Annotated in this window: 26 protein-coding genes, 2 pseudogenes and 1 riboswitch; of the genes and pseudogenes, 16 read left to right on the top strand and 12 right to left on the bottom strand. The window is 67.6% G+C overall.

Annotation, left to right across the window (positions count from 1 at the left end; genetic code table 11):
- Positions 1–428: 428 nt before the first annotated feature.
- A complete protein-coding gene (locus Y590_RS07340) occupies positions 429–1,436 on the top strand; it encodes a hypothetical protein (RefSeq protein WP_144439939.1) in 1,008 nt (335 codons plus the stop codon).
- A 252-nt stretch (positions 1,437–1,688) separates the two neighbouring features.
- Here the strand turns inward: Y590_RS07340 and Y590_RS07335 are convergent, their stop codons facing one another.
- From Y590_RS07335 to Y590_RS07325, 3 genes are all read right to left on the bottom strand, one after another.
- A complete protein-coding gene (locus Y590_RS07335; protein ID WP_060769278.1) occupies positions 1,689–1,964 on the bottom strand; it encodes a DUF6894 family protein in 276 nt (91 codons plus the stop codon).
- A gap of 527 nt (positions 1,965–2,491) precedes the next feature.
- A complete protein-coding gene (infC, locus tag Y590_RS07330; RefSeq protein ID WP_003602674.1) occupies positions 2,492–3,013 on the bottom strand; it encodes a translation initiation factor IF-3 in 522 nt (173 codons plus the stop codon).
- A 176-nt stretch (positions 3,014–3,189) separates the two neighbouring features.
- Positions 3,190–4,419, bottom strand: coding sequence for a glycosyltransferase family 4 protein (locus Y590_RS07325; RefSeq protein WP_060769277.1), 1,230 nt, complete (start codon positions 4,417–4,419; stop codon positions 3,190–3,192).
- Between the two features lie 126 nt (positions 4,420–4,545).
- On the opposite strand from Y590_RS07325, the gene Y590_RS07320 reads away from it, so the two are divergent.
- Complete coding sequence (locus tag Y590_RS07320; RefSeq protein WP_060769276.1) at positions 4,546–5,331, top strand: alpha/beta hydrolase; 786 nt, start codon at positions 4,546–4,548, stop codon at positions 5,329–5,331.
- A 135-nt stretch (positions 5,332–5,466) separates the two neighbouring features.
- Here the strand turns inward: Y590_RS07320 and Y590_RS07315 are convergent, their stop codons facing one another.
- Together Y590_RS07315 and Y590_RS07310 are read right to left on the bottom strand one after the other, a co-directional pair.
- Positions 5,467–5,751, bottom strand: coding sequence for a BQ00720 family protein (locus Y590_RS07315; protein WP_060769275.1), 285 nt, complete (start codon positions 5,749–5,751; stop codon positions 5,467–5,469).
- Between the two features lie 186 nt (positions 5,752–5,937).
- Entirely contained in the window at positions 5,938–6,369 is a 432-nt protein-coding gene (locus tag Y590_RS07310) for an Hsp20 family protein (RefSeq protein WP_003602681.1), read from the bottom strand.
- Between the two features lie 570 nt (positions 6,370–6,939).
- Here Y590_RS07310 and Y590_RS07305 point away from each other — a divergent pair.
- From Y590_RS07305 to Y590_RS26980, 7 genes are all read left to right on the top strand, one after another.
- A complete protein-coding gene (locus Y590_RS07305) occupies positions 6,940–7,422 on the top strand; it encodes a hypothetical protein (RefSeq protein ID WP_060769274.1) in 483 nt (160 codons plus the stop codon).
- Positions 7,423–7,493: 71 nt separating this feature from the next.
- Positions 7,494–8,195, top strand: coding sequence for a MotA/TolQ/ExbB proton channel family protein (locus Y590_RS07300; protein ID WP_060769273.1), 702 nt, complete (start codon positions 7,494–7,496; stop codon positions 8,193–8,195).
- Positions 8,196–8,279: 84 nt separating this feature from the next.
- The gene (tolR, locus tag Y590_RS07295; RefSeq protein ID WP_060769272.1) at positions 8,280–8,741 is read left to right on the top strand and encodes a protein TolR; all 462 of its coding nucleotides are present in this window, start codon (positions 8,280–8,282) and stop codon (positions 8,739–8,741) included.
- 40 nt (positions 8,742–8,781) lie between these two features.
- Positions 8,782–9,882 carry a TonB family protein gene (locus Y590_RS07290; protein ID WP_060769271.1) on the top strand — a complete coding sequence of 367 codons (1,101 nt, stop codon included), beginning with the start codon at positions 8,782–8,784 and terminating at the stop codon, positions 9,880–9,882.
- A gap of 58 nt (positions 9,883–9,940) precedes the next feature.
- Positions 9,941–10,510, top strand: coding sequence for a metallophosphoesterase family protein (locus Y590_RS07285; protein WP_060769270.1), 570 nt, complete (start codon positions 9,941–9,943; stop codon positions 10,508–10,510).
- A 248-nt stretch (positions 10,511–10,758) separates the two neighbouring features.
- Positions 10,759–11,085, top strand: coding sequence for a hypothetical protein (locus Y590_RS07280; protein ID WP_060769269.1), 327 nt, complete (start codon positions 10,759–10,761; stop codon positions 11,083–11,085).
- Between the two features lie 182 nt (positions 11,086–11,267).
- Positions 11,268–11,408, top strand: coding sequence for a hypothetical protein (locus Y590_RS26980; protein ID WP_193763135.1), 141 nt, complete (start codon positions 11,268–11,270; stop codon positions 11,406–11,408).
- Between the two features lie 104 nt (positions 11,409–11,512).
- On the opposite strand, the gene Y590_RS07275 is transcribed toward Y590_RS26980, so the two are convergent.
- Positions 11,513–11,752, bottom strand: coding sequence for a hypothetical protein (locus Y590_RS07275; protein ID WP_060769268.1), 240 nt, complete (start codon positions 11,750–11,752; stop codon positions 11,513–11,515).
- A gap of 177 nt (positions 11,753–11,929) precedes the next feature.
- Between Y590_RS07275 and flaF the strand changes: the two genes are divergently transcribed.
- Together flaF and Y590_RS25535 are read left to right on the top strand one after the other, a co-directional pair.
- On the top strand, positions 11,930–12,304 hold the full coding sequence (gene flaF, locus Y590_RS07270; protein ID WP_060769267.1) for a flagellar biosynthesis regulator FlaF: 375 nt from the start codon (positions 11,930–11,932) through the stop codon (positions 12,302–12,304).
- A 206-nt stretch (positions 12,305–12,510) separates the two neighbouring features.
- A pseudogene (locus tag Y590_RS25535) lies at positions 12,511–13,236 on the top strand (DDE-type integrase/transposase/recombinase); the annotation flags it as partial.
- 94 nt (positions 13,237–13,330) lie between these two features.
- Here Y590_RS25535 and Y590_RS07260 read toward each other — a convergent pair.
- Entirely contained in the window at positions 13,331–14,557 is a 1,227-nt protein-coding gene (locus Y590_RS07260) for an IS110-like element ISMch4 family transposase (RefSeq protein WP_060768813.1), read from the bottom strand.
- A gap of 247 nt (positions 14,558–14,804) precedes the next feature.
- Here Y590_RS07260 and Y590_RS07255 point away from each other — a divergent pair.
- Positions 14,805–15,047: pseudogene (locus Y590_RS07255) on the top strand (integrase core domain-containing protein); the annotation flags it as partial.
- A gap of 177 nt (positions 15,048–15,224) precedes the next feature.
- Here the strand turns inward: Y590_RS07255 and Y590_RS07250 are convergent.
- The gene (locus tag Y590_RS07250) at positions 15,225–15,572 is read right to left on the bottom strand and encodes a flagellar protein FlaG (protein WP_060769265.1); all 348 of its coding nucleotides are present in this window, start codon (positions 15,570–15,572) and stop codon (positions 15,225–15,227) included.
- Positions 15,573–15,788: 216 nt separating this feature from the next.
- Positions 15,789–17,681, bottom strand: a complete 1,893-nt coding sequence (thiC, locus tag Y590_RS07245) for a phosphomethylpyrimidine synthase ThiC (protein WP_060769264.1) — start codon at positions 17,679–17,681, stop codon at positions 15,789–15,791.
- A 74-nt stretch (positions 17,682–17,755) separates the two neighbouring features.
- Positions 17,756–17,860: riboswitch (TPP riboswitch) on the bottom strand.
- A 258-nt stretch (positions 17,861–18,118) separates the two neighbouring features.
- Here thiC and Y590_RS07240 point away from each other — a divergent pair.
- Positions 18,119–18,382: a hypothetical protein gene (locus tag Y590_RS07240; protein ID WP_060769263.1), complete on the top strand. Its 264-nt coding sequence runs from the start codon at positions 18,119–18,121 to the stop codon at positions 18,380–18,382.
- 115 nt (positions 18,383–18,497) lie between these two features.
- On the opposite strand, the gene trhA is transcribed toward Y590_RS07240, so the two are convergent.
- Positions 18,498–19,178 carry a PAQR family membrane homeostasis protein TrhA gene (trhA, locus tag Y590_RS07235; protein ID WP_060769262.1) on the bottom strand — a complete coding sequence of 227 codons (681 nt, stop codon included), beginning with the start codon at positions 19,176–19,178 and terminating at the stop codon, positions 18,498–18,500.
- 282 nt (positions 19,179–19,460) lie between these two features.
- Positions 19,461–20,606: a COX15/CtaA family protein gene (locus Y590_RS07230; protein ID WP_060769261.1), complete on the bottom strand. Its 1,146-nt coding sequence runs from the start codon at positions 20,604–20,606 to the stop codon at positions 19,461–19,463.
- Positions 20,607–20,785: 179 nt separating this feature from the next.
- On the opposite strand from Y590_RS07230, the gene Y590_RS07225 reads away from it, so the two are divergent.
- The 3 genes from Y590_RS07225 (at position 20,786) to Y590_RS07215 (ending at position 22,127) form a co-directional block, all read left to right on the top strand.
- Entirely contained in the window at positions 20,786–20,992 is a 207-nt protein-coding gene (locus tag Y590_RS07225) for a DUF2842 domain-containing protein (RefSeq protein ID WP_009863569.1), read from the top strand.
- Positions 20,993–21,127: 135 nt separating this feature from the next.
- Positions 21,128–21,565, top strand: a complete 438-nt coding sequence (locus Y590_RS07220) for a hypothetical protein (protein WP_060769260.1) — start codon at positions 21,128–21,130, stop codon at positions 21,563–21,565.
- Between the two features lie 136 nt (positions 21,566–21,701).
- Complete coding sequence (locus Y590_RS07215; RefSeq protein ID WP_060769259.1) at positions 21,702–22,127, top strand: hypothetical protein; 426 nt, start codon at positions 21,702–21,704, stop codon at positions 22,125–22,127.
- A gap of 15 nt (positions 22,128–22,142) precedes the next feature.
- On the opposite strand, the gene Y590_RS07210 is transcribed toward Y590_RS07215, so the two are convergent.
- Positions 22,143–23,195, bottom strand: a complete 1,053-nt coding sequence (locus Y590_RS07210; protein WP_060769258.1) for a polysaccharide deacetylase family protein — start codon at positions 23,193–23,195, stop codon at positions 22,143–22,145.
- Between the last annotated feature and the right edge of the window lie 78 nt (positions 23,196–23,273).

The raw sequence follows: 23,273 nt of genomic DNA, 5'->3' as shown, positions 1-23,273 counted from the left end.
GGAGAGATTTTTGTTGTTTGGACGGATTTGCTTGATCGGCGGATCGCCGATGGGCTGCCCGGGCTACCGATCTGGAGCGCGTGTTTCCCTGATCAGGCCGTGGGCGATGCGAGCAGCTTGGGCAGGGATGCGCGGGGCCGGCGGGTGCTGGGTCGCGCGTTCACCGAGGCGCGCCCGGCGAAGTGAGCTCCGCAGGCGAAGCAGCCTTCGTGTGGCATCGTTGACGCCGTCGAAAGTTTTCGCTGTTGCTTCAGGCGCCGGACAATTGCGCCGGCAACTTCTGCCGTGGCAGTCAGTCCTTGAGGTTGTGCAGCGCTGCTAGGCTCGGCGCATTCGAGGGCTGTGAGGACACGATGCGTGGCTTTGCTCGATTCGCCGTTGCAGTCTGCGCGCTATTCGCAACGGTCGAAGTTTGCGCTCAAGCTGACGTGAGCACCCTCACCGAGGCTCAGAAGCGAAAGATCCACCTGCCGTACGTCCGAGCTGCTACGAACTGCATCTCCCAATCCTTGCTGATGGCGCCCGATGCAGTCCGTCTGGCCAAGCAGGGGCAGTGGGCGGACGCGCTGCGAGCATTGCCGAAGGGGCAGTGCGGCGCTGAGCTCAGCACCCTCATCGGCACGCATGACCAACTCTATGGAGCCGGGACCGGGCAAACGTTCTTCGCCGGCCCCTACATCAGCGACCTGCCGCGGGCGCTCGGCAATCGGCTGAAGGGCGAGTTCGAGCGGCTCGCCGCTGCCGAAGCCCGCGAAATCGCGGCGAGGCAGCAGGAGGTTGCAAGGCAAGAAGCTGCGAAGCGAGTTCGTATCGAGGAGGCAGACCGCGTTGCGTCACTCTACCGAGACAAGATGTACGAATGCACGACGAACCAGATCGTCAAGCTCGTGACGTCGTCGGAAGGCGCAGAGGTCCTCGCCACAGCCGCTTTGACCATCTGCAGTGATGAAGTTGCGAACGCGGCCAAGGCAGGCACTGCCAAAATCCGAATCGAGTATCCTGATGCAGATGCCGTTTCGCTGAGAGCGGAGATCGAGACAGCTATCAGAAAGAACGTTGTAACGACCGCGGTTCAGGCAAAGGCGGCGCTGAACACTCCGAGGCAGCAGGTCGCAAGCGAGCCCGCCCCTGCGCCGGTGACGCCGGTAGTCGCAACACCGCCGCAAGTCGCTACAGCACCCGTAAATGCCGGCCCTGCACCCGCAGCAAGCCCTGTCCGAGAATGCCTCCGCACAATGGCTAAGGCGCGGGAGGGCAAGTTCGTGAACCGTGAGGATCTTGTGAAGGCGATGCTCGATCTCTGCCGGCCGGAGATCGAAGGGGCTGCCCGGTCTACCTTCCTCAAGGACGACAAGGCGTCTTTGGAGCAGACGCGGGACAAGACGCTGCAGGAAGCGTTGCTCGAGGCTCGCGAAGTGGTTGGGGCCGCGAACTGAGCGCATCGCTCCCGACGCCCGTTGCAGCCGGAAGGCGGCCTGTGGTCTCTCCGACAGGATCGGCTAAGGGGGCATCGCAGAATGTGTCCCAAAATGTATGCTAAGGGCCGCCGCCTATCCAGGCAGCCAGCCCGGAAGCGGACTTTACCGTCTGCGACCCAACCCAGCCGCCGGGAGCACTGTCGGCGCTCTCCAAAGCAGCCGTCAGTCGGTCGTCCGGCAACGTCGGCTCGGGGCAGGTTGCAGGCGCTTTTAGGGCAGTGGCTCTTCGGGCTCCGGTATCGGAACATCGCCGATCCATAAGCCTGCGAATGTCAGCGTAGCCGAGTAGACGGTGATGTCGTCCTCGCCGCGGACGAGGACCGAGAAGGCTTGCCGATCGCCGTCCTTGTGGATTTCGTCACGGGCGATCGAGGGCAGTGCGCGCATTGCCTCGAAGCGAATGCCCTCGCGGCCATTGCATTCCAATCCTATTGCATCGCGGGAGAGCAATAGCCCGTCGTGGATGTCGAAGAAGTAGCGCGGCATGCCGCTCTCCGCTGTTCGGGGCGGGAGCACACGCATCTTCCGGTCACTGGCGCCCTATGTATCGTGCCAGCGATACACGTCTCGTGGCACCTTTAATCAAAGCCGACAATCACATGGGTTCAGATCCGCCAAGGGTCGATTTTGTTCTCTAGCAGGCTGCTGCAAGAGTCTCGGGGCGGAGTGAACCATTCTCTGGAAGCCGATTGTCGATGCCGGGCAGTGCAGCAACCGACGCTTCATCCCGTCAGCACGCCTCACGCTCGGCGCGAAGTTCGACCGAGATGGCGATGATCGTTCGACCGCGTCAGACTTCCTCAGCGGCCTGTCAGGTCTCCTTGCGCGTGGCCGGCGGCCCCATCTTCCGGGGCCGCCGGCTGCATTCCGGAGCCTCCTCCGGTCGCTCCTCCGCCGGGAACCCTCATCCCCTTCCGATGCAAAACGAAAAATGCGCCGCCCCCGCGCGGGAGCAGCGCATTTGCTGACGAGCCATTTTCCGCGGGGCTGCGGAGCGGCCGGGGCCGAGGCGGTTAGCGCGGCGCCAGGATCATGATCATCTGGCGGCCTTCGAGCATCGGCTCGCTCTCGACCTTGGCGATCTCCTGCGTCTCCTGCTTCACGCGCTCCAAGAGCCGGAGGCCGATATCCTGGTGAGCGATCTCGCGGCCGCGGAAGCGGAGGGTGACCTTGACCTTGTCGCCTTCCTCGAAGAACCGCTGCACGGCCTTCATCTTCACTTCGTAATCGTGCTTGTCGATGCCGGGGCGGAGCTTGATCTCCTTCACCTCGACCGTCTTCTGCCTCTTGCGGGCCTCGTTCTGCTTCTTCTGTTCGTTGAAGCGGAAGCGCCCGTAATCGAGGAACTTGCAGACGGGAGGGACCGAATTCGGCGCGATTTCGACGAGGTCGAGGCCGACCTCCTCAGCCATGGCCAGCGCGTCGAAGAAGGGCACGACACCCCGGTTCTGCCCATCCTGGTCGATGAGCTGGACGTCGCGGACGCCGCGTATGTCCCGGTTTGCGCGCGGCCCGTCCTTCTGCGGGGCCGGCATGGCTCTCATTGGTCTGCGAATGGCTCAGTTCTCCTGTATCAACGACAAAACGGCAGCCTGAGAGCCACCGCGTCTGGCGAGCCCCGGCCACCGATTGATCCGGCGCTGCCGGACGGCACTAACTTGGCAAATCTTCTTGCCGAGTCAACTCGCGGGACTGATTTCGGTTCACCCTGTCACGTTTTCGCTCGGTTCAGAAGGTCGGCGTAGACGTTCAGGGTGCCGTCGATCATGCGGTCGAGCGAGAAATTCGCCTCGACATGGGCCTGCGCCCGGCGCGCGAGGCCGTCGCGGGCGCTGGCGCCGAGCGAGAGCGCGTCCTTCAGCGCCTCGGCCAGAGCCGCGGCATCGCCGGGCGGCACCCGCCAGCCGGTGCGCTGGCCGGGCTCGACATCGGGGGGGGCCAGCACGGTCTCGGGCACGGCGCCGAGATCGGAGACCACGACGGGGATGCCGAGCGCCTGCGCCTCGACCGCCGAGCGGCCGAACGCTTCCGGCTCCACCGAGGGGACCGCGACGACGGAAGCCGCGCGGAAGGCCGCCGGCATGTCGGTGCAATGGCCGACCCGGCGCACGATGCCCGACAGGCCGCGCGTCTCGATCAGCGCGTCGAGCTCACGCTCATAGGCCGTGCGTCCCTGCGGATCGCCCGCGAGCACGACGGCGAAATCGGTGAGGCCGAGATCGCGCAGGCGGGCGGCGGCCTCGATCAGCACGCGCTGGCCTTTCCAGGCCGTGAGCCGGGCCGCGAGCAGCACGACCCGCTCGTGCGGTGCCACGTTCCAAGCCCGGCGCAGGCTCTCGACCCGTGCCGCCGCGACCGCCGAGGGTGTGAAGGCCGCCAGATCCGTGCCGCGGTGGATCACGCTGATCCGCCCCCCGGCCTGGTCGGGATGGGTCCGGCGGATCAGATCGGCGGTGTAGTGCGAGTTGGCGATCACGACGTCGCCCCGCGCCATCACCGAATTGTACAGGACCTTGACGCTGGTCCGGCCCGAATAGCTGCCGTGATAGGTCGTCACGAAGGGCAGCTTCAGCCGGCGCGCGGCACCGAGCGCGACCCAGGCCGGGGCGCGGGAGCGGGCGTGCAGGATCTGCACGTTCTCGCGGCGGCAGAGCCGGGCGAGGCGCTCGACGTTGAGCGCCATGGCGACCGGGTTCTTGGTGTTGGCCGGGAACGGCACCCAGATCCCGCCCTTGGCCTGCAACTCGCCGACGAGCCGCCCGCCTTCCGTGGCCACCAGCGGCCGCGCGCCGGCCTCGGCGAGGGCTGCCGCGACGTCGACGGTGGTGCGCTCGGCCCCCCCCGCCTCCAGGGCCGGGATGATCTGCAGCACCGTGACGCCCGCCAGCGGCGAAGTCTCGGACAACTGCACCGGGCCGCCGGACAGGCTGCCTCCGTTCATCGCGTCACCCGTGCCGGGACGGTCGCTTGGAATTGGGTCATGAGGTAAGGATTGTCCCCCGCGGCTTTACGGTTCGGTAAACGAAGCGTCGCCGAGTTGTTTCAGAATCACAGGATTTCCGCGCCAGTGAGCGATCCGGAGACTTCGCCGGGCGAATTGCCCCTCGTGACGCTCGATATCGAAGGCTCCTCCCCGCGCCGGCTGGCGGTACGGGTCCGGGAGGGCAAGGGGCCGCCCGTGGTCTGGCTCGGCGGCTTCCGCTCCGACATGCGCGCGACGAAGGCCGCCGCCCTCGACGCCTGGGCGGCCGAGAACGCCCGGCGCATGGTGCGGTTCGACTATTCCGGGCACGGCGAGTCGGAGGGGCGCTTCGAGGACGGCACCATCTCCGACTGGCTCGCCGACGCCTGCGCCGTCATCGACCGCGACGCCAGCGAGCGGCCGATCCTCGTCGGCTCCTCCATGGGCGGCTGGATCGCCTGCCTCGTCGCCCGCGAGCGGGCGCGGCGCGGGGCGGATCTCGGCGGGATGGTGCTGATCGCGCCCGCCCTCGACTTCACCGAGGCGCTGATGTGGGACGCCTTCCCGCCCGAGGTCCGGCAGACCCTTGAGCGCGACGGCGTGTGGTATCGTGAGACGCCCTATGCCCCGAAGCCCGATCCGATCCGTATGGCGCTGATCGAGGACGGGCGGCGCCATCTGCTGCTGGACGCAAGCCTGGAACCGGGCTGTCCGGTGCACATCCTTCAGGGCATGGCCGATCCGGACGTACCCTATCCGCATGCCCTGCGGATTCTGGAGCGCCTGCCCGCGCAGGGGACCAGGCTGACGCTGATCAAGGACGGCGACCACCGCCTGTCGCGGCCCGAGGATATCGACCTCCTCGTGCGCACGGTCGCGGCGATGGCCTGAGATGTGCCCCCGCCGAGCGGCGGGGAAGCGGCTTTAGAGCCGCGCCCGACCGCGTTGGGTCGGATCACGCCTCTATCCTCTTGCTTTGCCGCGCTTTCTTTCGCCGAACCGGCGTCCACTTCGCCGGAAAGCGCTCTAGTGCAGGCTCACCGGGTAGAGCTGGTGGGCCATGGCGTTCGCCACGGCGACCTCGCGGGAATCCGTGAGCAGGATCGGTGCGCCGCTCGCCGAGAGCAGGGCGAACAGGTCGAGCCCGGGGCTCATCTCGGGGGCCTGCGGGAACAGGCTGCGCACCTCGTCCGAACGGATCGGGCGGACATAGGCGATGTGCCCCTCGCCGAGTGCGGCGAACTCCGCCGGATCGATGGCGGGGGTAGCGGTCGTGTCGATGGTGAGGTCGGTCGTGGTGACGTTGGTCATGGAATGCCCTCCTTTCGAGGCAGAGCGTTGAGCCGGATATGGTCCCGCACATCGGCAGCGACAAATCCGGGATGGGGTGGAGGCCCGAGAGACGGGCGACGCGGCCTGCGATGCATCGACGCGGTTCGCCCGCATCGTCCGTGGGCTGCGCGGGTCGGGATCACCGATCCTTGTCAGGGATCCTTGTCATGGATCCTTGGCGGCAATCGCGATCTTGCGCACGATGCGCTCCGGTTCCGGCCGTGCGAGATCGATCGCCAGCAGCCCGTTCGACAGCTCCGCGCCCAAGACCTCCATGCCGTCGGCAAGGAGGAAGGCCCGCTGAAACTGCCGCGCCGCGATGCCGCGGTGCAGGTAATGACGGGACTTGTCGTCGACCTGCCGCCCCCGCACGACCAATTGATTCTCCTCCAAGGAGACGTCGAGCTGATCCTGCGTAAAGCCGGCCACCGCCAGCGTGATACGCAAGCGTTCGGGCTCGCGTTCGCTGCGGGTGACACGTTCGATGTTGTAGGGCGGATATCCGTCGCTGGCGGCCTTCGAGACACGATCGAGTGCCTGCTCGATCTCGTCGAAGCCGAGCAGGAATGGGTACCCGAACGGGGACGGCCGCGTCATCGTCGCTCAAACCTCCGGCAAGGCCCTGGGGGATCGAACGGCGTCGAGCCCTTGGCGGCACCTCGCGGTCTCGAGCCCGCCTCACGGCAGCGCTCTTGAGACGGGATATGGAAAGCGGGCGGATGCCGATCAAGGGTGGTCGGCCATGCAGGCGGCGAGGCACAGGGACGCGCGGAGCGGGACAAATAGGCAATTAAGTCGGGATAAATGAGAAATTTCAGTCCGCGTGCCTGCCTCCTCCAATAGTTTGGAATTGCTCTGAAATTCTTTGCAAACCTTGATCGATACCCTGCTTGTCGGATAGGCACGCCCGGAAACGTACAAGGTGCCACGGGAAGCGCCGGACGTTACCTTTGCTGTATCCGCACATCGCCCTGCGGTGGAGATCGCGTCACGGTGGTCCCGCCCCGGACGACGGCGCCCCTCGGCACCGTCGAAACCATGGCGAGGCGAAGGTCGGCGGGGACAGCGGCAGTCCTTACCGCCTTCGGGTCAAGCGGCCCGCTGCGGATCTCCGGTGCGGCGCGAGATTGGGGAGATGAGATCGTCGTGATTCAGGAAGGCTGGGGAATGAGCGATGCAGGGCCGGAACGCAGCGGGATCGGGGGACGCCTCCTCGCGGGTGCCGCCCTCGCCGCAGCGCTGATCGCCGCGAGCCCCGCCGCGATGGCACAGGATGCGACGCCGCCGGCCAAATCGGACGCCCCTCCCCTGAAGATCGAACTCAACCGGCTCGAGCCCGCGGGCGAGGCCTGCCGCACCTACATGCTCGTCGACAACAGCCGCGGGCCCGCGCTGAAGTCGCTCAAGGTCGATCTGTTCGCCTTCGACACGGAGGGCGTCGCCCAGAAGCGCCTCGCCGTCGAGTTGGGGCCCGTCCAAGAGAAGAAGACCGTGGTGCGGCTTTTCGACTTCGCCGGCCTCGCCTGCCCGAAAATCGGCCGCCTTCTGCTCAACGACGTGCTCGCCTGCGAGGGTGGCGACGCCACCCGCGAGACCTGCCTGGAGCGGATCGAGCCCGCCAGCAAGACATCGGCCGCCTTCGATCGCTGAGGCCGGCCACGGCCGTCCCACCGGTTCGACCGGGTGCGACGGACGCCTATTGGAGCCACGAGGAGTCACACATGGATCCGACGTCCGTGCCCGCCGAGGCGGTCGCTGCAGCCCACGACATGTCGTTCATCGGTCTGTTCCTTCAGGCCGACCCGATCGTCAAAACCGTGATGATTCTCCTCGTGGTGGCCTCGCTCGCCTGCTGGACCGTCGTGTTCGAGAAGATCGTGCGCCTCTCCGCCGCCAAGCGGCAGGCCAAGGCCTTCGACGCGATGGTGCGCTCCGAGGGCACCATCGATACCGGGCAGAAGGGCATCGCCGGCCACGTGGTCAAGGCGGGGCTCGACGCGTGGCGCGACCAGGATCCGAGCGAGAGCCGGGCCGAGCGCCGCGAGCGGATCGAACGGGCGATGAAGGGCGCGCTCAGCCTGGAGGTGAAGCGTCTCCAGGGCGGGCTGCCGCTGCTGGCGACCTCCGGCTCCACCGCCCCCTTCGTCGGCCTGTTCGGCACGGTCTGGGGCATCATGAACTCGTTCTCGTCGATCGCGAAGAGCCAGGACACCAGCCTCGCGGTGGTGGCGCCCGGCATCGCGGAAGCGCTGTTCGCCACCGCCATCGGCCTCGTCGTCGCGATCCCGGCGGTGATGGCCTACAACAAGCTCTCCGGTGACGTCGCCCGTATCCAGTCGAGCTTCGTCTCCTGCATCTCGGTGCTCGGCAACCGCCTCGCCCGCGACCGCGGTCCCCACGCCCGGGCCGCGGCAGCCGAGTAATCCTCTTCTTCGCCGACCCCTGAAACCTTCGCGGCACCCGCCTCATCTCGGCGGGCGGCCGCCGACACCCGGAAGGGCGAAGCCATGGCCATGGGAACCGCGCGTTCGGCGAGCGACGACGAGGACGGCCTCGACGCCACGCCGATGTCCGAGATCAACGTCACGCCGATGGTCGACGTGATGCTGGTGCTGCTGATCATCTTCATGGTGGCCGCGCCGCTGATGACGACGGGCGTGCCGGTGCAACTGCCGAAGACGACCGCCGCCAAGGTGGCGCAGTCGCAGAAGCCGCTCGAAGTCTCCATCGACAAGGACGGTCATCCGTTCATCGCCAAGGACGGCTTCACGCAGGAGACGATCCTGCCGCGTCTGAAGCAGCTCAAGGCGGAGAACCCGGATCAGGTCGTGCTCGTGCGCGGCGACCGGGATGTGCCCTACGGCAGGATCATGGAAGTGATGGGCCTCGTCGGTCAGGCGGGCTTCACCAGGGTCTCGCTGATTGCCCAATCGGCGGGTGGTGCGCCGGCCCCAGGGACGCCCCGTTAAGCCGATGGCCGCTCCCAAGCCAGCTCCGAAGGCCGCCCCCATGCCGCCGATGCAGGCCCCGATATCTGCCCCGATGCCGGCTCCCGTGCCCGCTCATGCCGGGCAGGGGTTACCCTCGGGCCCTTCAGAGGGAGGCGGCCAGGGGCGGCTTGCGGCCGCCTTCGCCCTGGCCCTGGCCCTGCACGCCGCGGGGCTGATCGGCATCACCTATCTGCATCTGACGCCGCCTGCGCCCCCGGGCGACCAGGAGATCACGATCGATCTCGCGCCGCAGATGGCGGAGGCCGAGACTCAGGCACCCGCCGAGTCGCAGCGGGTCGAAGAGATCCCCGAGGAGGCCAAGCCCGAGGGCGAGCCGGAGACGGCTGAGCCGGTCGAGACCCCGGACGAGGTGAAGCCCCCGCCTCCCCCCGAGATGACGGAGGTGATGCCGGAGGAGGTGCAGCCGCCCCCTCCGCCGCCGGAAGCCGTCACGGAAGTTCCGCCCGACACGCTGCCCCCGCCGCCGGAGGAACAGATCATCGCCTCCGAGGCGCAGGAGGCGGAACCGCTGGCCCCGCCCCCGCCCGTGGTGGCGAAGGCGCCGGAGCCGCCCAAGCCCGATCCCAAGATCGAGGAGCGCCGCAAGGCTGCGCTGGAGAAGAAGCGCGAGGCCGAGCGCGAGGCACGCCGCCAGGAGATCCTCGAGAAGAAGCGCGAGGAGGCGCAGAAGGAAGCGCGGATCAAGGCCGCCAAGGCGAAGGCCGAGCGCGATGCAGCCCGGCGTGCTCAAGCGGCGCAGGCGGGCAATGCGCAGCGCAACTCCGCCGCCACCTCGCGTCAGAGCGCGACGGGCGCGGCCGCCGCGGCCAGCGATCCCAACGCCATGGCCGCCTGGAAAGGGGCGATACGTTCGGCAATACTCGGGCGGATCAACCGTGAAGCCGCGAATGGCACAAGCGGCGGCCTTGCGACTGTGCGCTTCACCGTGAGTCGCTCTGGCGCGGTGAGCGGAGCGGCCCTCATTGGCAGCAGTGGGATCGGGGCCGTCGATGCAGCTGCGCTCGCAGCGGTTCGAGGTAGTGTGCCGCCTGCTCCGGCCGGAGTAAGCGCTCCGAGTATAGCCTTCACGGCGCCGGTGCGCATCGCCCCCGCCCGCTAAGGCCGGCATCGTTCTCCCGTCCGCCGCGTTGTCCCGCTCACACCGGACGGCGCGGCGGATGACCATCTTCTTCACGAGCGACACGCATTTCGGCGACCCCCGGATCCTGCGGATCGACCGGCGTCCCTTTGCGGATCTGCCGACCCATGACGCGGCCCTGGCCGAGGCCTGGAACGCCGTCGTCGGGTCGGACGATACCGTCTGGCATCTGGGCGACTTCGCCCTCGGCCCCCCGCCGGAGCGCGTGGCGGACCTGATCAGTGCGCTCAACGGCCACAAGCACCTCATCGTCGGCAACAACGACGGCCCCGCCACCCTGTCGGCCCCCGGCTGGACCTCGGTGGCGCATTACGCGGAAACCGAGGTTGACGGCCGCCGGCTCGTGCTGTGCCACTACGCCTTCCGGACCTGGAACGGTCTCGGCCGAGGCGCGATCAACCTGCACGGCCATTCCCACGGCCGGCTCAAGCCGATCCCGCGACAATACGATGTCGGCGTCGATGCGCAGGGCTTAGCGCCGGTCACCCTCGACCAGATTCTCGTCTCTCGGCGGGGGCGTGTGTCGGACACGGCGCGCCGAAACCGCGCCGGGCCAGATCTCGCTCGCAAGGAGTCCCCCGGGGGATAGGGGTATCGGCCAAATCCCAGTGCGCCGAATGTTCCACCAAGAATCGTCCAGGACGCTTCCAAGAATCTTGGCAGAGAATCTTGGCAGATCCTGCAGGCCAGTTTCGGAACCATCGGCTTAGCGTCACCGTTCAGAAGCCGAGACGAACGACAACGCAGCGGCAGGATCAGTGAAGACACTGTGACGGCCGCGTGTTGAACGCTCCGCAACCTTTTCACGACTTCAGTCGAACAATGTCGGTCTGCCCCATGCGTCACCTCATGCGACACACCGTTCTCGCCGGCCTTGCGGCCTCTCTCGTCGGCGTTTCTCTCGTTTCCTCCGCGCTCGCGGCCCCCGGCTGCCTCGATGGCCGCCGCAAGATCCAGGAAGCCAGCGCCCTGCGCTATCAGGCCCGTCAGGAAGCGCGGCTCGGCAATCACGACCGGGTTTGCGACACCCTCGACGAGATCGGCGACCGCTACCACGAGGCGCAGGACGCCTTCGAGGATTGCGGGGCCGACATCGTCTCGATCGATCTGCGCAGCGAACTCCGATCCCTGCGCGCCGCCAAGCAGGTCAACCGCTGCGACTGACCGGGGCTGACCCCTCGCCCGCGGGTCGAGGCCGCCTGTAACCCGATGCTGCGAAAGCCGGATCCGTCCGCGGGCCGGCGTGTGGTCCCGCACCGCCAAGCGTCACCGTGAAGCGCAGGTCACCGTAACGAGACCGATCGCTTCGCGCCGGAAAACTCCTCTCCTTCCTTCAGGGTCTTGCCATGATCGCCACCGACAACGCCCTCCGTCAACCCGCCGCCGAAATGCGGACCGGTCCCTCGTTCGCCGCAGCCCTGTTCGGCTTCCTCGGCAGCACCGTTGCGACGACGATGGTGATGTTCCTGCTCAGCAGCAGCGTCTGACACCGCTTCCGCTCGGTGAGAGCGAAGTCAGGCCCGCGCGGCGCTCGCGCGAAGCACCACATCGCGCCCTGCGAAGCGGACGCCCGGATTTCGCGAGGCTCGCCTCAGGGGGCGACCGACCAGAGGCGGCTCCGCGAGAACAGCATCTCAGGGTTGCCGACTTGGTTCGCAGCCTTCGGCACCGGGCAGCGGGGTGTCTCGGGACGGGGTGCGACGACGACCGCCGCCTGAGCGGGCGGCACGAGGCCGAGCCGCATTTGGACCGCCGGGTGCCGCGCAGCGGTGATGGTGACGACACCGGCAATGATGCAGCCGGCCATCAATCCGAGAAAGAAGTTCGTCATCTGAAGCGGGTTCCGGACCCGATGCGGCACGGACTGGCCATAACGGCCGCCACGCCGAAGCACTCTCCCCCTTTCGGGGCGCCAATACGGCAGAACACGCGCATACCGGCTTTTAACAAAGACGATGCATTGATTCGCCTGCGATCGGCCGAGGGCGGCGCAGGGAGAACACCGACGATGCAGTACGCGGCCAATGCCTACGCGAAGGCCTCGCGCGTGGCGCTCTCCCCTCGGGAAGCCGAGGCGGCCGTTCTGCTGAAGGCGGCCGGCCGTCTTCAGTCCCTCGGTTCACAGATCGAGGCGGGACCGGCTCTCAACGACGCACTGACGTTCAACCAGCGCGTCTGGACGATCCTGGCCTCCGCCGCGACCGAGCCGAGCAGCCCGCTCCCCACCGAGGTCCGCACCGGCATGGCGCAGCTCTCGGCCTACGTGTTCCATACGATCTTGGACACGATGATCGAGCCGACGGCGCAGAAGATCGAGTCGCTGGTCTCGCTCAACAACCACATCGCCGCGGGGCTTCAGGGCGACGCCGGTCCGGGGGCGTAAACGCCGGCTGACCGCATGCCGAATCGAATCAGAGCCGCCTTCGGTGACGGCGTGCTGTCCGGGCATCCTTCGCCGTAGGACGATCGCGGCGCGCAGAGCGTGCGCACCTCCGAGCGTTCTGTCTCGTCGGAGGGCGGATGACAGGCTAGATGTTTGATCCCTCGGTGTGGTGGTACGATTGAGCATCACGCGGCGAGGGATGCGCTATGGGCCAAATTCTTCACGGCAGCGCCCGCACGACGGAGGCAGTCCGTCGCGCGATACAGCTACGTCAAGAAAGCGTGAGAGCGGCGGCTAAACGCTACGGCGTCAGCCCGACGACGATCCAGAAGTGGCGTGATCGGGAGACGACGGCCGACGCGGCCATGGGTCCGAAGGAGCCGCGCTCGACCGTTCTGACACCGGAGGAGGAGGCGATCGTCGTCGCTTTCCGGCGGCATACCCTGCTGCCGCTGGACGACTGCCTCTACGGTTTGCAGCCCACGATCCCCCATCTGACCCGCTCCAGCCTGCACCGGTGCCTGCAGCGGCACGGCATCAGCCGCCTGCCGGAAGTCGAAGGCGACAAGCCCGAGAAGAAGCGCTTCAAGCAATATCCGATCGGCTACTTCCATATCGATATCGCACAGGTCAGCACCGAAGAGGGCAAGCTGTACCTGTTCGTGGCGATCGACCGTACCAGCAAGTTCGCCTTCGTCCATCTTGTCGAGAGTGCTGGCAAGATGGAGGCGGCGCAGTTCCTGCGTGATCTGATCATGGCGGTGCCCTACCGCATCCACATCGTCCTGACGGATAACGGCATTCAGTTCACCAACCGCAAGAAGGATACCTATGCCTTCGCGCACATCTTCGGCCGCGTCTGCGCAGAGAACGACATCGAGCACCGGCTAACCAAGGTGAACCATCCCTGGACCACGGATGAGGTTGAACAGTCCCTTTGTTGCGATCCGTACTATTTTGTTGCCGCCCACGGGCGACCGTGTGACGAAGAGCCGGGTTCGAGGTGCAAGCCTGGCCGCGCCGTCTTCAGAGTCGCTCCTCCTTTGCGGCGCCCGTGGGTACGCGTCGCCCACGCCGGCTCCAGCCCTCGGTCAGGTGTCGGTAGGCGACCTCCGCCTGCTCGACACGCCGCCGCTCCTCCTGTCGGACGCGGGTCAGGTTGTAGGCGTAGGCCGTTCCGCGCTGACCACGCCGTGCCGGCTCGCCCGAGCGCAGCTCCAGTTCCCGCAGCTTCTTGGCGTGGAGCGCCGGACGCACCCAAGCGTAGTCCTCGCCCCGCGTGAGCAGGTGCCAGATGATCACCGCCAGCTTGCGTGAGACCGCCACGGCCGCGACGTGAGGCCCACGCCGCGCCGACACGCGCTGGAAGAAGGCGCGCAGTGGACCGGGCCCCCGCACGGCCTGCCAGGCCGCCTCGACCAACATCGTGCGGGCGTGGCTGCGCCCCTGCTTGGTGATGCGTCCATGCCGTGGCTTGCCGGATCCGGACTGATGCACGCTCGGGTTCAGCCCAAGATAGGCCACGAGCCGATCCGGGCCGGCGAACCGCGCCACGGGTCCGATGGCGGCGATCAGCCCGACTGCGACCACCAGGTCGATGCCTGGGATCGTCATCAGCCGCGTGACGTTCGCGTCGGCGCGCGCCTCGCGCGCCAGTTCACGCTCGACGACCTTCACGTCCTCGCTCAGCCGGTCGTACTCACGCAGGTGCCGGGCGACGGCATCGCTCTCGTCGCCGGGCAGCGGCTGTGCCAGCAGCCAGGTCCGTCCCCGCGGCCCGAACAGATCGGCGTGGGGACAGGGCGGCACTAGATGCGCATGCAGGATCGACTGCACCATCGTCTTCAGCCGCGTCCGCTGCCGGACGATCTGGGTGCGGCGTGTGACCTGGCGCCGGAGCGCAAGCGTTGCCTCGTCCGGGATCCAGACCTCTGGCAGAAAGCCACTGGCATAGAGCCGCGCCAGCACGGTCGCGTCGATGACGTCGGTCTTGATCCGCGCCTCGGCGATCAGCCGCACCTGGCGCGGGTTGGCGATCACCACCCGACCGACATGCGGCCGGATCACCTCCGCGACCGCGCTGGCGTTGCCGGTCGCCTCCACGACGACATGGTCGTCGTGCGTCAGCGTCTTGGCGAACGCCGTCAGGTGATCGCGCGTCATGCCGATCCGACCAAGACGCCGGGCCGCGCCGTTCTCCAGCATTACCGCCTCGGCGAAAACGCGGTGGATGTCCAATCCCACAACCCGCATGAGCCTGTCTCCTCGTCTCGATTGCGGGAGCTGGCGGGCAACACGGCAACTACGGATCCGCGCTCGCAGCGCATCCGGGCGAGCCGCAGGGGCGGCCAGATAACGGCTCGGGCTCGCAGCCCATCGTCTAAGGGTCGGCCTGCCCGCACGCACGTGCTCCCGGTGCCCCGTGTCCCGGATGGGCTCACCATAGCGCCGATCCGAAGATCAGCGGAACGCGAGGGCACCGAGGGTCATCATGCCGGATAACGGCCAGGTCGAACGGATGAACCGCACGATCAAGGATGCGACGGTCAAGCGCTACCATTACGACAGCCACGATCAGCTCAGAGATCACCTCCAGCTCTTCGTGGATGCCTACAACCACGCCCGCCGCCTCAAGACGCTACGCGGCCTGACACCCTACGAACGCATCTGCCAAGCCTGGACCAAAGAGCCCGAACGCTTCAGAGTCGATCCGTCGCACCACATGCCGGGACCGTACAGCTAGAGCATCATCCCGAAAGGTGGTTACCGGCTTTCGGAGAAAAGATGATGCGAAAACAAGAGCCTAAAGCATCGTCCCGAAAGGTGGTTGCCGGCTTTCGGGATGATGCCAAAACAAGGTTCCAGAGCATCGTCCTGGATCAAGTATCCAGGACGATGCTCTGCGTGGCCGGATGGCTGGTCAGGCCGTCTTGGCGACGCGCTCGCCTGGAAACGGTGCGGCTTCCCGTGCGTAGGCCCGCGCCTTGAGGATCACCTCGTCGGGGATCTGCATCACCACGTCGCCCGTCTGGGGATCGGTGACCCGGAAAACGAGGCTCTGGCTGTCCGCATCGCGGATATAGGCCCGCCGATCCGGCTCGGACGGCTTCGGTTCCGCGCTCTCGGGGCTCACCGCGACGGTGACCGCGGGGTCGAGCACGCGGGAGGCAGGGGCCTCGTCGCGAACGGTCTCGCCGACCGGTCGGATAGGGGTGATGGGAGCGGTTGAGACGGGCGGCGTCGAGGCCGCGGCCCTGATCGGGTCCATGGCTGCATTCCTTCGGTTCCGGCGCGAGGCCGGACCTCAGAAGATTGCGCGCGTCGCTACCGGAGTCTTAAGGCCCGCCGGTTGTCCCCTGGGAACGGCCGCCAGCCTCACCGATCCGTAAAGATTACCTGAAGGGTTTTCACGAATTCGCATCGACCGATCGGTTCTGCGAGGATGGCCGCCCGCCGGACGGCCATCCCGCATTTCACGCAGGGCTTACTCCGCCGCGTCGACGTAGAGCTTGCCGCCCTCTTCCAGGAACTCCTGCGACTTGGCCGCCATGCCAGCCTGACGCTCGGCGTCGCTCATCGGCTGGGCTTGGCCGATGACGATGCCGGCTTCCTCCATGGCGAGCACGTCGGCGCGCAGATCCTGCGTGATCTTCATCGAGCAGAATTTCGGGCCGCACATCGAGCAGAAATGGGCGACCTTGTGCGCGTCCTTCGGCAGGGTCTCGTCGTGGTAGGCGCGCGCCGTGTCGGGATCCAGCGAGAGGTTGAACTGGTCCTCCCAACGGAAGTCGAAGCGGGCGCGGCTGAGGGCGTCGTCGCGCAGCTGCGCGGCAGGGTGGCCCTTGGCGAGGTCGGCGGCATGCGCGGCGATCTTGTAGGTGATGACGCCGGTCTTCACGTCGTCGCGGTTGGGCAGGCCGAGATGCTCCTTCGGCGTGACGTAGCAGAGCATCGCCGTGCCGAACCAGCCGATCATCGCCGCGCCGATGCCCGAGGTGATGTGGTCGTAGCCCGGCGCGATGTCGGTGGTCAGCGGGCCGAGCGTGTAGAACGGCGCCTCGCCGCACTCGCGCAGCTGCTTCTCCATGTTGACCTTGATCTTGTGCATCGGCACGTGGCCGGGGCCCTCGATCATGGTCTGGCAGCCCTTGTCCCAGGCGATCTTGGTGAGTTCGCCCAGGGTCTCCAGCTCGGCGAACTGGGCCGCATCGTTGGCATCCGCAATCGAGCCCGGGCGCAGGCCGTCGCCGAGCGAGAACGACACGTCGTAGGCCCGCATGATGTCGCAGATCTCGTCGAACCGCTCGTAGAGGAACGATTCGCGGTGTCCGGCGAGGCACCAGCGCGCCATGATCGAGCCGCCGCGCGACACGATGCCGGTGGTCCGCCGCGCGGTGAGCGGCACATGGGCGAGCCGCACGCCGGCATGGATCGTGAAGTAGTCGATGCCCTGCTCGGCCTGCTCGATGAGCGTGTCCTTGAACACCTCCCAATCGAGCTTCAACGGGTCGCCGCCGACCTTCTCCAGCGCCTGATAGATCGGCACGGTGCCGATCGGGACGGGCGAGTTGCGCACGATCCACGAGCGGATGTTGTGGATGTTGCGCCCCGTCGAGAGGTCCATGACCGTATCCGCGCCCCAGCGGATCGACCAGACCAGTTTTTCGACTTCCTCAGCCGCGGAAGACGTCACCGCCGAGTTGCCGATATTGGCGTTGATTTTCACCAAAAAATTGCGGCCGATCGCCATCGGCTCGAGTTCGAGGTGGTTGATGTTGGCCGGGATGATGGCGCGCCCGCGGGCGACCTCGTCGCGGACGAATTCGGGCGTGATGAAGGGCGGCAGTGCCGCGCCGAAGCTGTCGCCGTCGGCGAGCGCGGCTTCCGCCCGCTCCAGCATCTGCGCGCGGCAGGCATTCTCGCGATGCGCCACGTAGATCATCTCTTCCGTGATGATCCCGGCGCGGGCGAACTCGTATTGCGTCACCAGTTGCCCCGGCTCCGCCCGGCGGATCGTGCGCTCGGCGGGGCACGGCGCCACGAGCTTGTCGGCGGACGCGAATCCATTGTCCTCCGGCTTCACGTCGCGCGGCTTCACGGCGGCATAGCCGCGCCCGACGATCCACGGCTCGCGGACGGGAGCCAGACCCTTCTCGAGATCGATGGACGCATCGGTCTCGGTGTAGGGACCCGACGGGTCGTAGACCCGCACCGGCTCCTCCTTCGGGTCGGAGAGGGCGATCTCCCGGTAGGGCACGCGGATGTCGGGGCGGCCGGGCGCCTCGGCATAGACCTTACGCGAGCCCTGCACGGGGCCGGTGGTCACGCTGGCGGGATTGCTGTTGGGAAGATCTTTGGGACGGACGGGTGCGTTCATCGCTGTCGCTCCTGATAGGGGAGGCGACCCGTGGTCCCGACGATGGTGCGGCTGACCGATGCTGCTTGTGAGCAGCGGCCACTGGTTCCCGTCCCTCCGCCGGTACGAGCCGGATCAGGTTCAAGGGTCAGGGCGCCTGCCCACTCTCAGCCCCATACGGGGCCCCCCTCGGAACGATTCCAACCTCTGCTTCGGCGCGATCCTTGTCAATCCATCGCCGGAACGGGCCGATTCGGAGGAAGGATTTTTCCGTTTCGGACGACGCCCGGTGACACGGCGGGAAAGCTTGCCGGTTTGGCGGAGATTCGAGCCACGGTTTCGACGAAAAACTCACCAATTGAGGCAGGAAGCCCCCTTTGGCGACCCTGCGCTGCGGCTTGGGTGTGGATGACGCCCGGTCTGCGGGTGGCCATGCGCCCGCCTTTTCGCGACACACGATGGCGATGAGCACGGTCATCCCTTTCCGCCGCCCCCCTGCCCCCGCCACGCCGGCCCGCGCCGGCTGCGACGTGGCGGCTGTCGCAGGCGACCTCCTGGACGTGCTCGATCAGCTCGAAGGGCTGGTGGCGCGGGCGGCCGTCATGGACCGGCCCCGGATCGAGGTGGAGCGCAGCGTGCAGCACCTGCTCGATGCGATCAGCGCCGTCGAGCGCGCTTCCGACACCCTGGGCGAAGGCAACAGCATCTCCGAGCCGGCCTGAGAATCAGGCGCCTCCGGCGTCCGGCCCGGTCTCCCGCGCTCCTGGATCACGCACGGCATCGTCGTCGCGCATGTCAGCGGCTTCGCGGCCCGCTGACGGGAAAGGCGGGGAGCGCTCACGCCCCGGCGTGCAGCACGCTCGCCATGATCGTCCCGTAATGGCAGGCGGTCGCGGCCAGCACGAAGGCGTGCCAGATCGCGTTCTGGAACGGCAGGCTGCGCCAGACGTGGAAGACCACGCCGCCCGAATAGAGCAGGCCGCCGATGGCGAGGAGCCACAGGGCGGACGGGGTGAGTCCCGAAATCACGGACTCGTAGGCCAGGACGCCGCTCCAACCGAGCATCAGGTAGAGCACGATCGAGACGCGGTCCCAGCGGCCGGGCATCAGGATCTTGATGGCGATGCCGGTGAGCGCGACCGTCCAGATCAGGGCGAGCAGCGTCCAGGCGACGGGGCCGGAGCCGACCAGCGCCACCACCGGCGTGTAGGTGCCGGCGATCATCAGATAGATGAAGGCATGGTCGAAACGGCGCAGGATCCACTTGCGCGGACTCACCGGCCACATGTTGTAGGCAGCGGATGCGCCGAGCATCGCCAGCAACGCGGTCGCGTAGACGAGCAGAGAGGCCCGTTCGATCCACCCGAGATGGTTTAAGGCCGCCATCGCGATCAAGCAGATCGCGCCGAAAAACCCGAGGGCGATACCCGCGATATGGACTACACCGTCCGCCCGCAGCTCACTGGGCGTGTAGTTCCAATTCAGCGCAAGCGGGCGTCCGTCCTCGGCCAGAAACATCCTCTGCTCCTGTGTTGGCGAGGTATTTAATTCTATCGACCGGCGAGTCGTTCCATCGTCGGACTACCGAGGGCGCGGTCTTCCGCCGAAATTGTTACCGCGACGACTGGAACCTACCTTTTGCACTGCAGGATAAGCCGATTTCTATGCTGCGGCGCAGTCGGCCAAGGCTCCCTTGAGCCTTCCCCCCAAGCATCGAAGCCAATCGCGACGGTTTCATGAACCTGCCGCGGAAGCGAGGCAGGTTTCGCGCCAACCCGGTCGAGGGGGCGCGGAGCCGTCTCAGGGGCCGCGGCCGGCGAGCGTCTCCAGCCCGATCGGCACCTCTGCCCCCGTGAGCGCGGAGGCGGCGGGCACGCCCAGAGCAAGGCGAGCATGGACGGTCGCCATGATCAGCACCGCCATGGCGAAGACCTGATGCGCGAGCCCGGCCCAGAGCGGCACATGCAGCAAGAGGGTCGCGATGCCGAGACCCATCTGTGCCAGCGCCAGCGCCGCCACGCCCTTCGCCCGGCCCGCAGCGCTGCCGGGTGCCGTGCGAGCGGCCTGGATCGCGTGCGCGATGGCCGCCACCACGACGAGATAGGCGAAGAGGCGGTGGTTGAACTGCACCAAAGCGAGGTTGTCGATGAAGTTCTCGATGAAGGGCACCTTGTCGAACAGCACCCGGGCCGGCGGCACGAGGCTGCCGTCCATGTCCGGCCAGGTGTTGTAGAGGAGGCCCGCCTTCGAGCCGGCCACGAGCCCGCCGAGCCAGATCTGAATCAGCACCAGCACCGGCAACAGGCAGGCGACGACCCGCACCGGTTCGGGCGCCGGAGCGAGCGCCCGGGGGCGGGTGCCGGCGGCGAGCCAGATGAGGCCGACGAGGATCAGGCTCGCGGTGGTGAGGTGCAGAGCGAGCTTGAGCGGCGCCACCGCCGTCATGCCGGGCTGGAGGCCCGAGGCCACCATGATCCAGCCGATCGCGCCCTGAAGCCCGCCGAGCAGGCCGAGGCCGAGGAGGCAGGCGAGGAGGCGACGCCCGAGCATGCCGCGGGCCCAGAACCACGCAAACGGCAGGAAAAACACGAGGCCGACGATCCGCCCGAGCAGGCGGTGCCCCCATTCCCACCAGTAGAGCGTCTTGAAGCCGTCGAGCCCGATGCCCTGGTTGAGGATGCGGTACTGCGGCGTGTCGCGGTACTTGTCGAACTCCGCCGCCCAGTCGGCGGCGTCGAGCGGCGGCACCACGCCGGTCACCGGCCGCCATTCGGTGATCGAGAGGCCCGAGCCGGTGAGTCGCGTCGCGCCGCCGACGGCGACCATCGCCACGACGAGCACGGCGAGCAGATAGAGCCACGCGCGCACCGCGCCGTGCCCGGGGCGGTAGGAGGCCGCCGGGACGGCGTCGAAGCGGTCAAGGGTCGGATGGGTCGACAGTCTCATGATCTCGCGCGTCAGGTCCGGCGGCCGGGAACGTTCGGGTGTGGCTTACGGGAAGCGGGACCCCGCGCGCAACGCGGCCTATGGCGCAGGGACTTCGCGTTGCAGCGCGCGAGCAGGACCGGTACGACCCGTTCCGGCGCCCGCCGGGCGCTCACCCACGACGCGAGAGAACCAGGCCCATGCGCCGCCGCACGCGCACCCTGCTCGGAACCTTCGGTATCCTGGCCTTCGTGATCGTCTACGCGCCGCTCGCCATGGCGCTCGCCGACAGCCGCATCTCGGAAACCCATCCGGCGGTGCAGACGGTGATCTACTCGATCCTCGGCATCGCCTGGATCTTCCCGCTGATGCCGCTGATCCGCTGGATGGATCGGCCGGACGATTAGCGCATCGTCCCGAAAGATGGCCGCCGGCTTTCGGACACGGTTGAACGCAGGCGGCCCCTTTTTTCGCCGCACTCCCTGGCGAGAAGGCGGGACGTCCTACGCTCAAGGTTCGTCTCCGAAGGTCGCCCGCCGCCCATGCGCCCCTCCCCGCGCCGTCCCGCGCTTTCGTTCCGTCCGCACCTCCTCGCCGCCTCCTTGATGCTCGCCGCGCCGCTGGCCGCCGAAACCGCGGCCGCGCAGGGGACGCCGCGCTCCATGGCGGAATGCGAGCGGCTGAAGAACGACCTCGCCTACAACCAGTGCCTCGCCATGTTCGGCCCGCCCGCCCGGAACGTCGCGAGCGGCGGCTATGTCAGCGGCAACGACGCCGCCAGCACCTCCTCGGTCGCCTCGACCGCGACGATCCCCGGCATTCCCTCGATCGAGGAGCCCGATATCGAGCCGGCGCGACGCCGGGGGCGGCGCTCCGGCCGCCGCGGCCGGTCCAGCGCCAGCTTCGATGTCGGCAGCGCTGAGACCGGTTCGGGGGAGTCGGAGGGCGGCACGTCGCGCTCGCGCCGTCGGCGCCGATAGAGCCTCCCGCGCCGACATCGCCTTGGGCCCGACCTAAGGGGTTCCTTTAGATCGAGGGCTTGTCTCGGCTCAAACCTGCATAAAATCGGTGCTGGCGAAACTGACATGTCGAGTCTTGCCGATTGGAGGGAGCATCATGGTGGTTCCCAAGCATCTCCAGCGGCATCCGACGCGGGCGGCGATCGAGGCCTTAGCTCTCAGATTCGGTCTCCCGAATGATCCATCCATGCAGGATTGGGAGTGGGAGGTCGCGGATGCCGGTCGTCTGGACGCGTTCATCGCCGCCTATCGATCGGGAGAGCTCGATGATGACGAGCGCTTCACATTGATGGAGGTCATCATCCAATCGTTCGAGGATGAGGGCACGGCCGTTGATGACGATCCGAGGTGGCCGTTGGTCGCGCGGCTGCTCGATGAGAACATCGCGCTGCATGCGCAGACAGTCTGGTACTGGGCTTGTCTCGGTTCGGACGATGAATGGTGTGTTACGCCGCTTATTCGGCCGATCCTGGAAAAGCACCACGCCCAACTTCTCGGTTCCGACCAGGCAGCGCTCAAATGAGTGTTTCGCGGTTGCTCAGCCCACGTTGAGCCGCCGCCCGCGGTTCCAGGCCAGGAACGGCACGCCGGAGAGAAGGCTCGCCAGCGCCGCGTCGCTCTGGTGCAGCCCGTTCACCGAGACCCGCGGCAGGGCGTGGCCATGATCCGCGTGCCCTGCGAACAGATGGCCCGGCCGGGTCGTCACCGCGGTGGCGAAGCCGAGTCTTTTGGCCATTTCAAACTCCCGCGGCCCGGCCGAGGTCGGATCGCCGACGGGATAGGACAGGTGGCGCACGGGGCGGCCCAGCTCCGCCTCGATCCGCGCGCGGCTCTCGGCCATCTCCCGTTCCGCGAAGGCGGCGTCGTGCTTGGCGAGCATCGGGTGCGAGAGCGTGTGCGCGCCGATGCAGATGGCCGGGTCGTGGGCGAGGTCGCGCAGTTCCCCCCAGCTCAGGCAGAGTTCGCGGGCGAGCCCGCCCGGCTCGAACCCGGCCTCGCGGCACAGGCGGGCGATCGCGTCGAGCAGGACCGGCTCCGGGCCGGCGCGCAGGACGCGATAGACCGTCTCGAAGGCGGCCGTCTTCTCCGCATCCGTGCGGGCCGGCAGGACGAGGCCGGAGCCGAGCCGCACCGCGTCGAGCCGGGCCACGGCCCGCTCCAGTTCGAGCCACCACAGCCGCCCGCGCCCCTCGGCGAAGTCGCTCGTCACGAACAGCGTCCACGGCGCTCCGCGCCGCGCCAGCACGGGCCGGGCGTACTCGACATTGTCGCGGTAGCCGTCGTCGAAGGTCAGCACCGCGAAGGGTTTTCCGCCTTCCGGGGCCGCGAGCCGCTCGGATACGCGGTCGAGGCCGATGAGTTCGAAGCCGCGGGCGGCCAGCAGTTCCAGCGTCCGCTCCAGGAAGGCGGGGGTGATCGACAAGAGGGCGTTCGGCGCGAAACCGGGCACCGGCTCGGGGCGGACATGGTGGAAGGTGAGGATCACGCCGCGCCCGCGGGTGGCGGGAGCGAGCCAGCGGTCGGCGCCCGTGGCGGTGATCGCCCGAAAGCCGGCGCGGAACAGGCGGTGTCGGGTGCGGGGCGAGAGCATGGCCCGTCTCGGCTCGAAGCACCGGGCGGCCCCGGCATCGCCTTGAGCCTAGCGACGGACGCGAAAAGCTTTCGTTAC

Origin of the sequence: Methylobacterium sp. AMS5 (genome assembly GCF_001542815.1) — a bacterium.
Lineage (GTDB): Bacteria > Pseudomonadota > Alphaproteobacteria > Rhizobiales > Beijerinckiaceae > Methylobacterium.
Note: the sequence above shows the minus strand (reverse complement) of the source record. Positions and strands in the feature narration are given on the sequence as shown.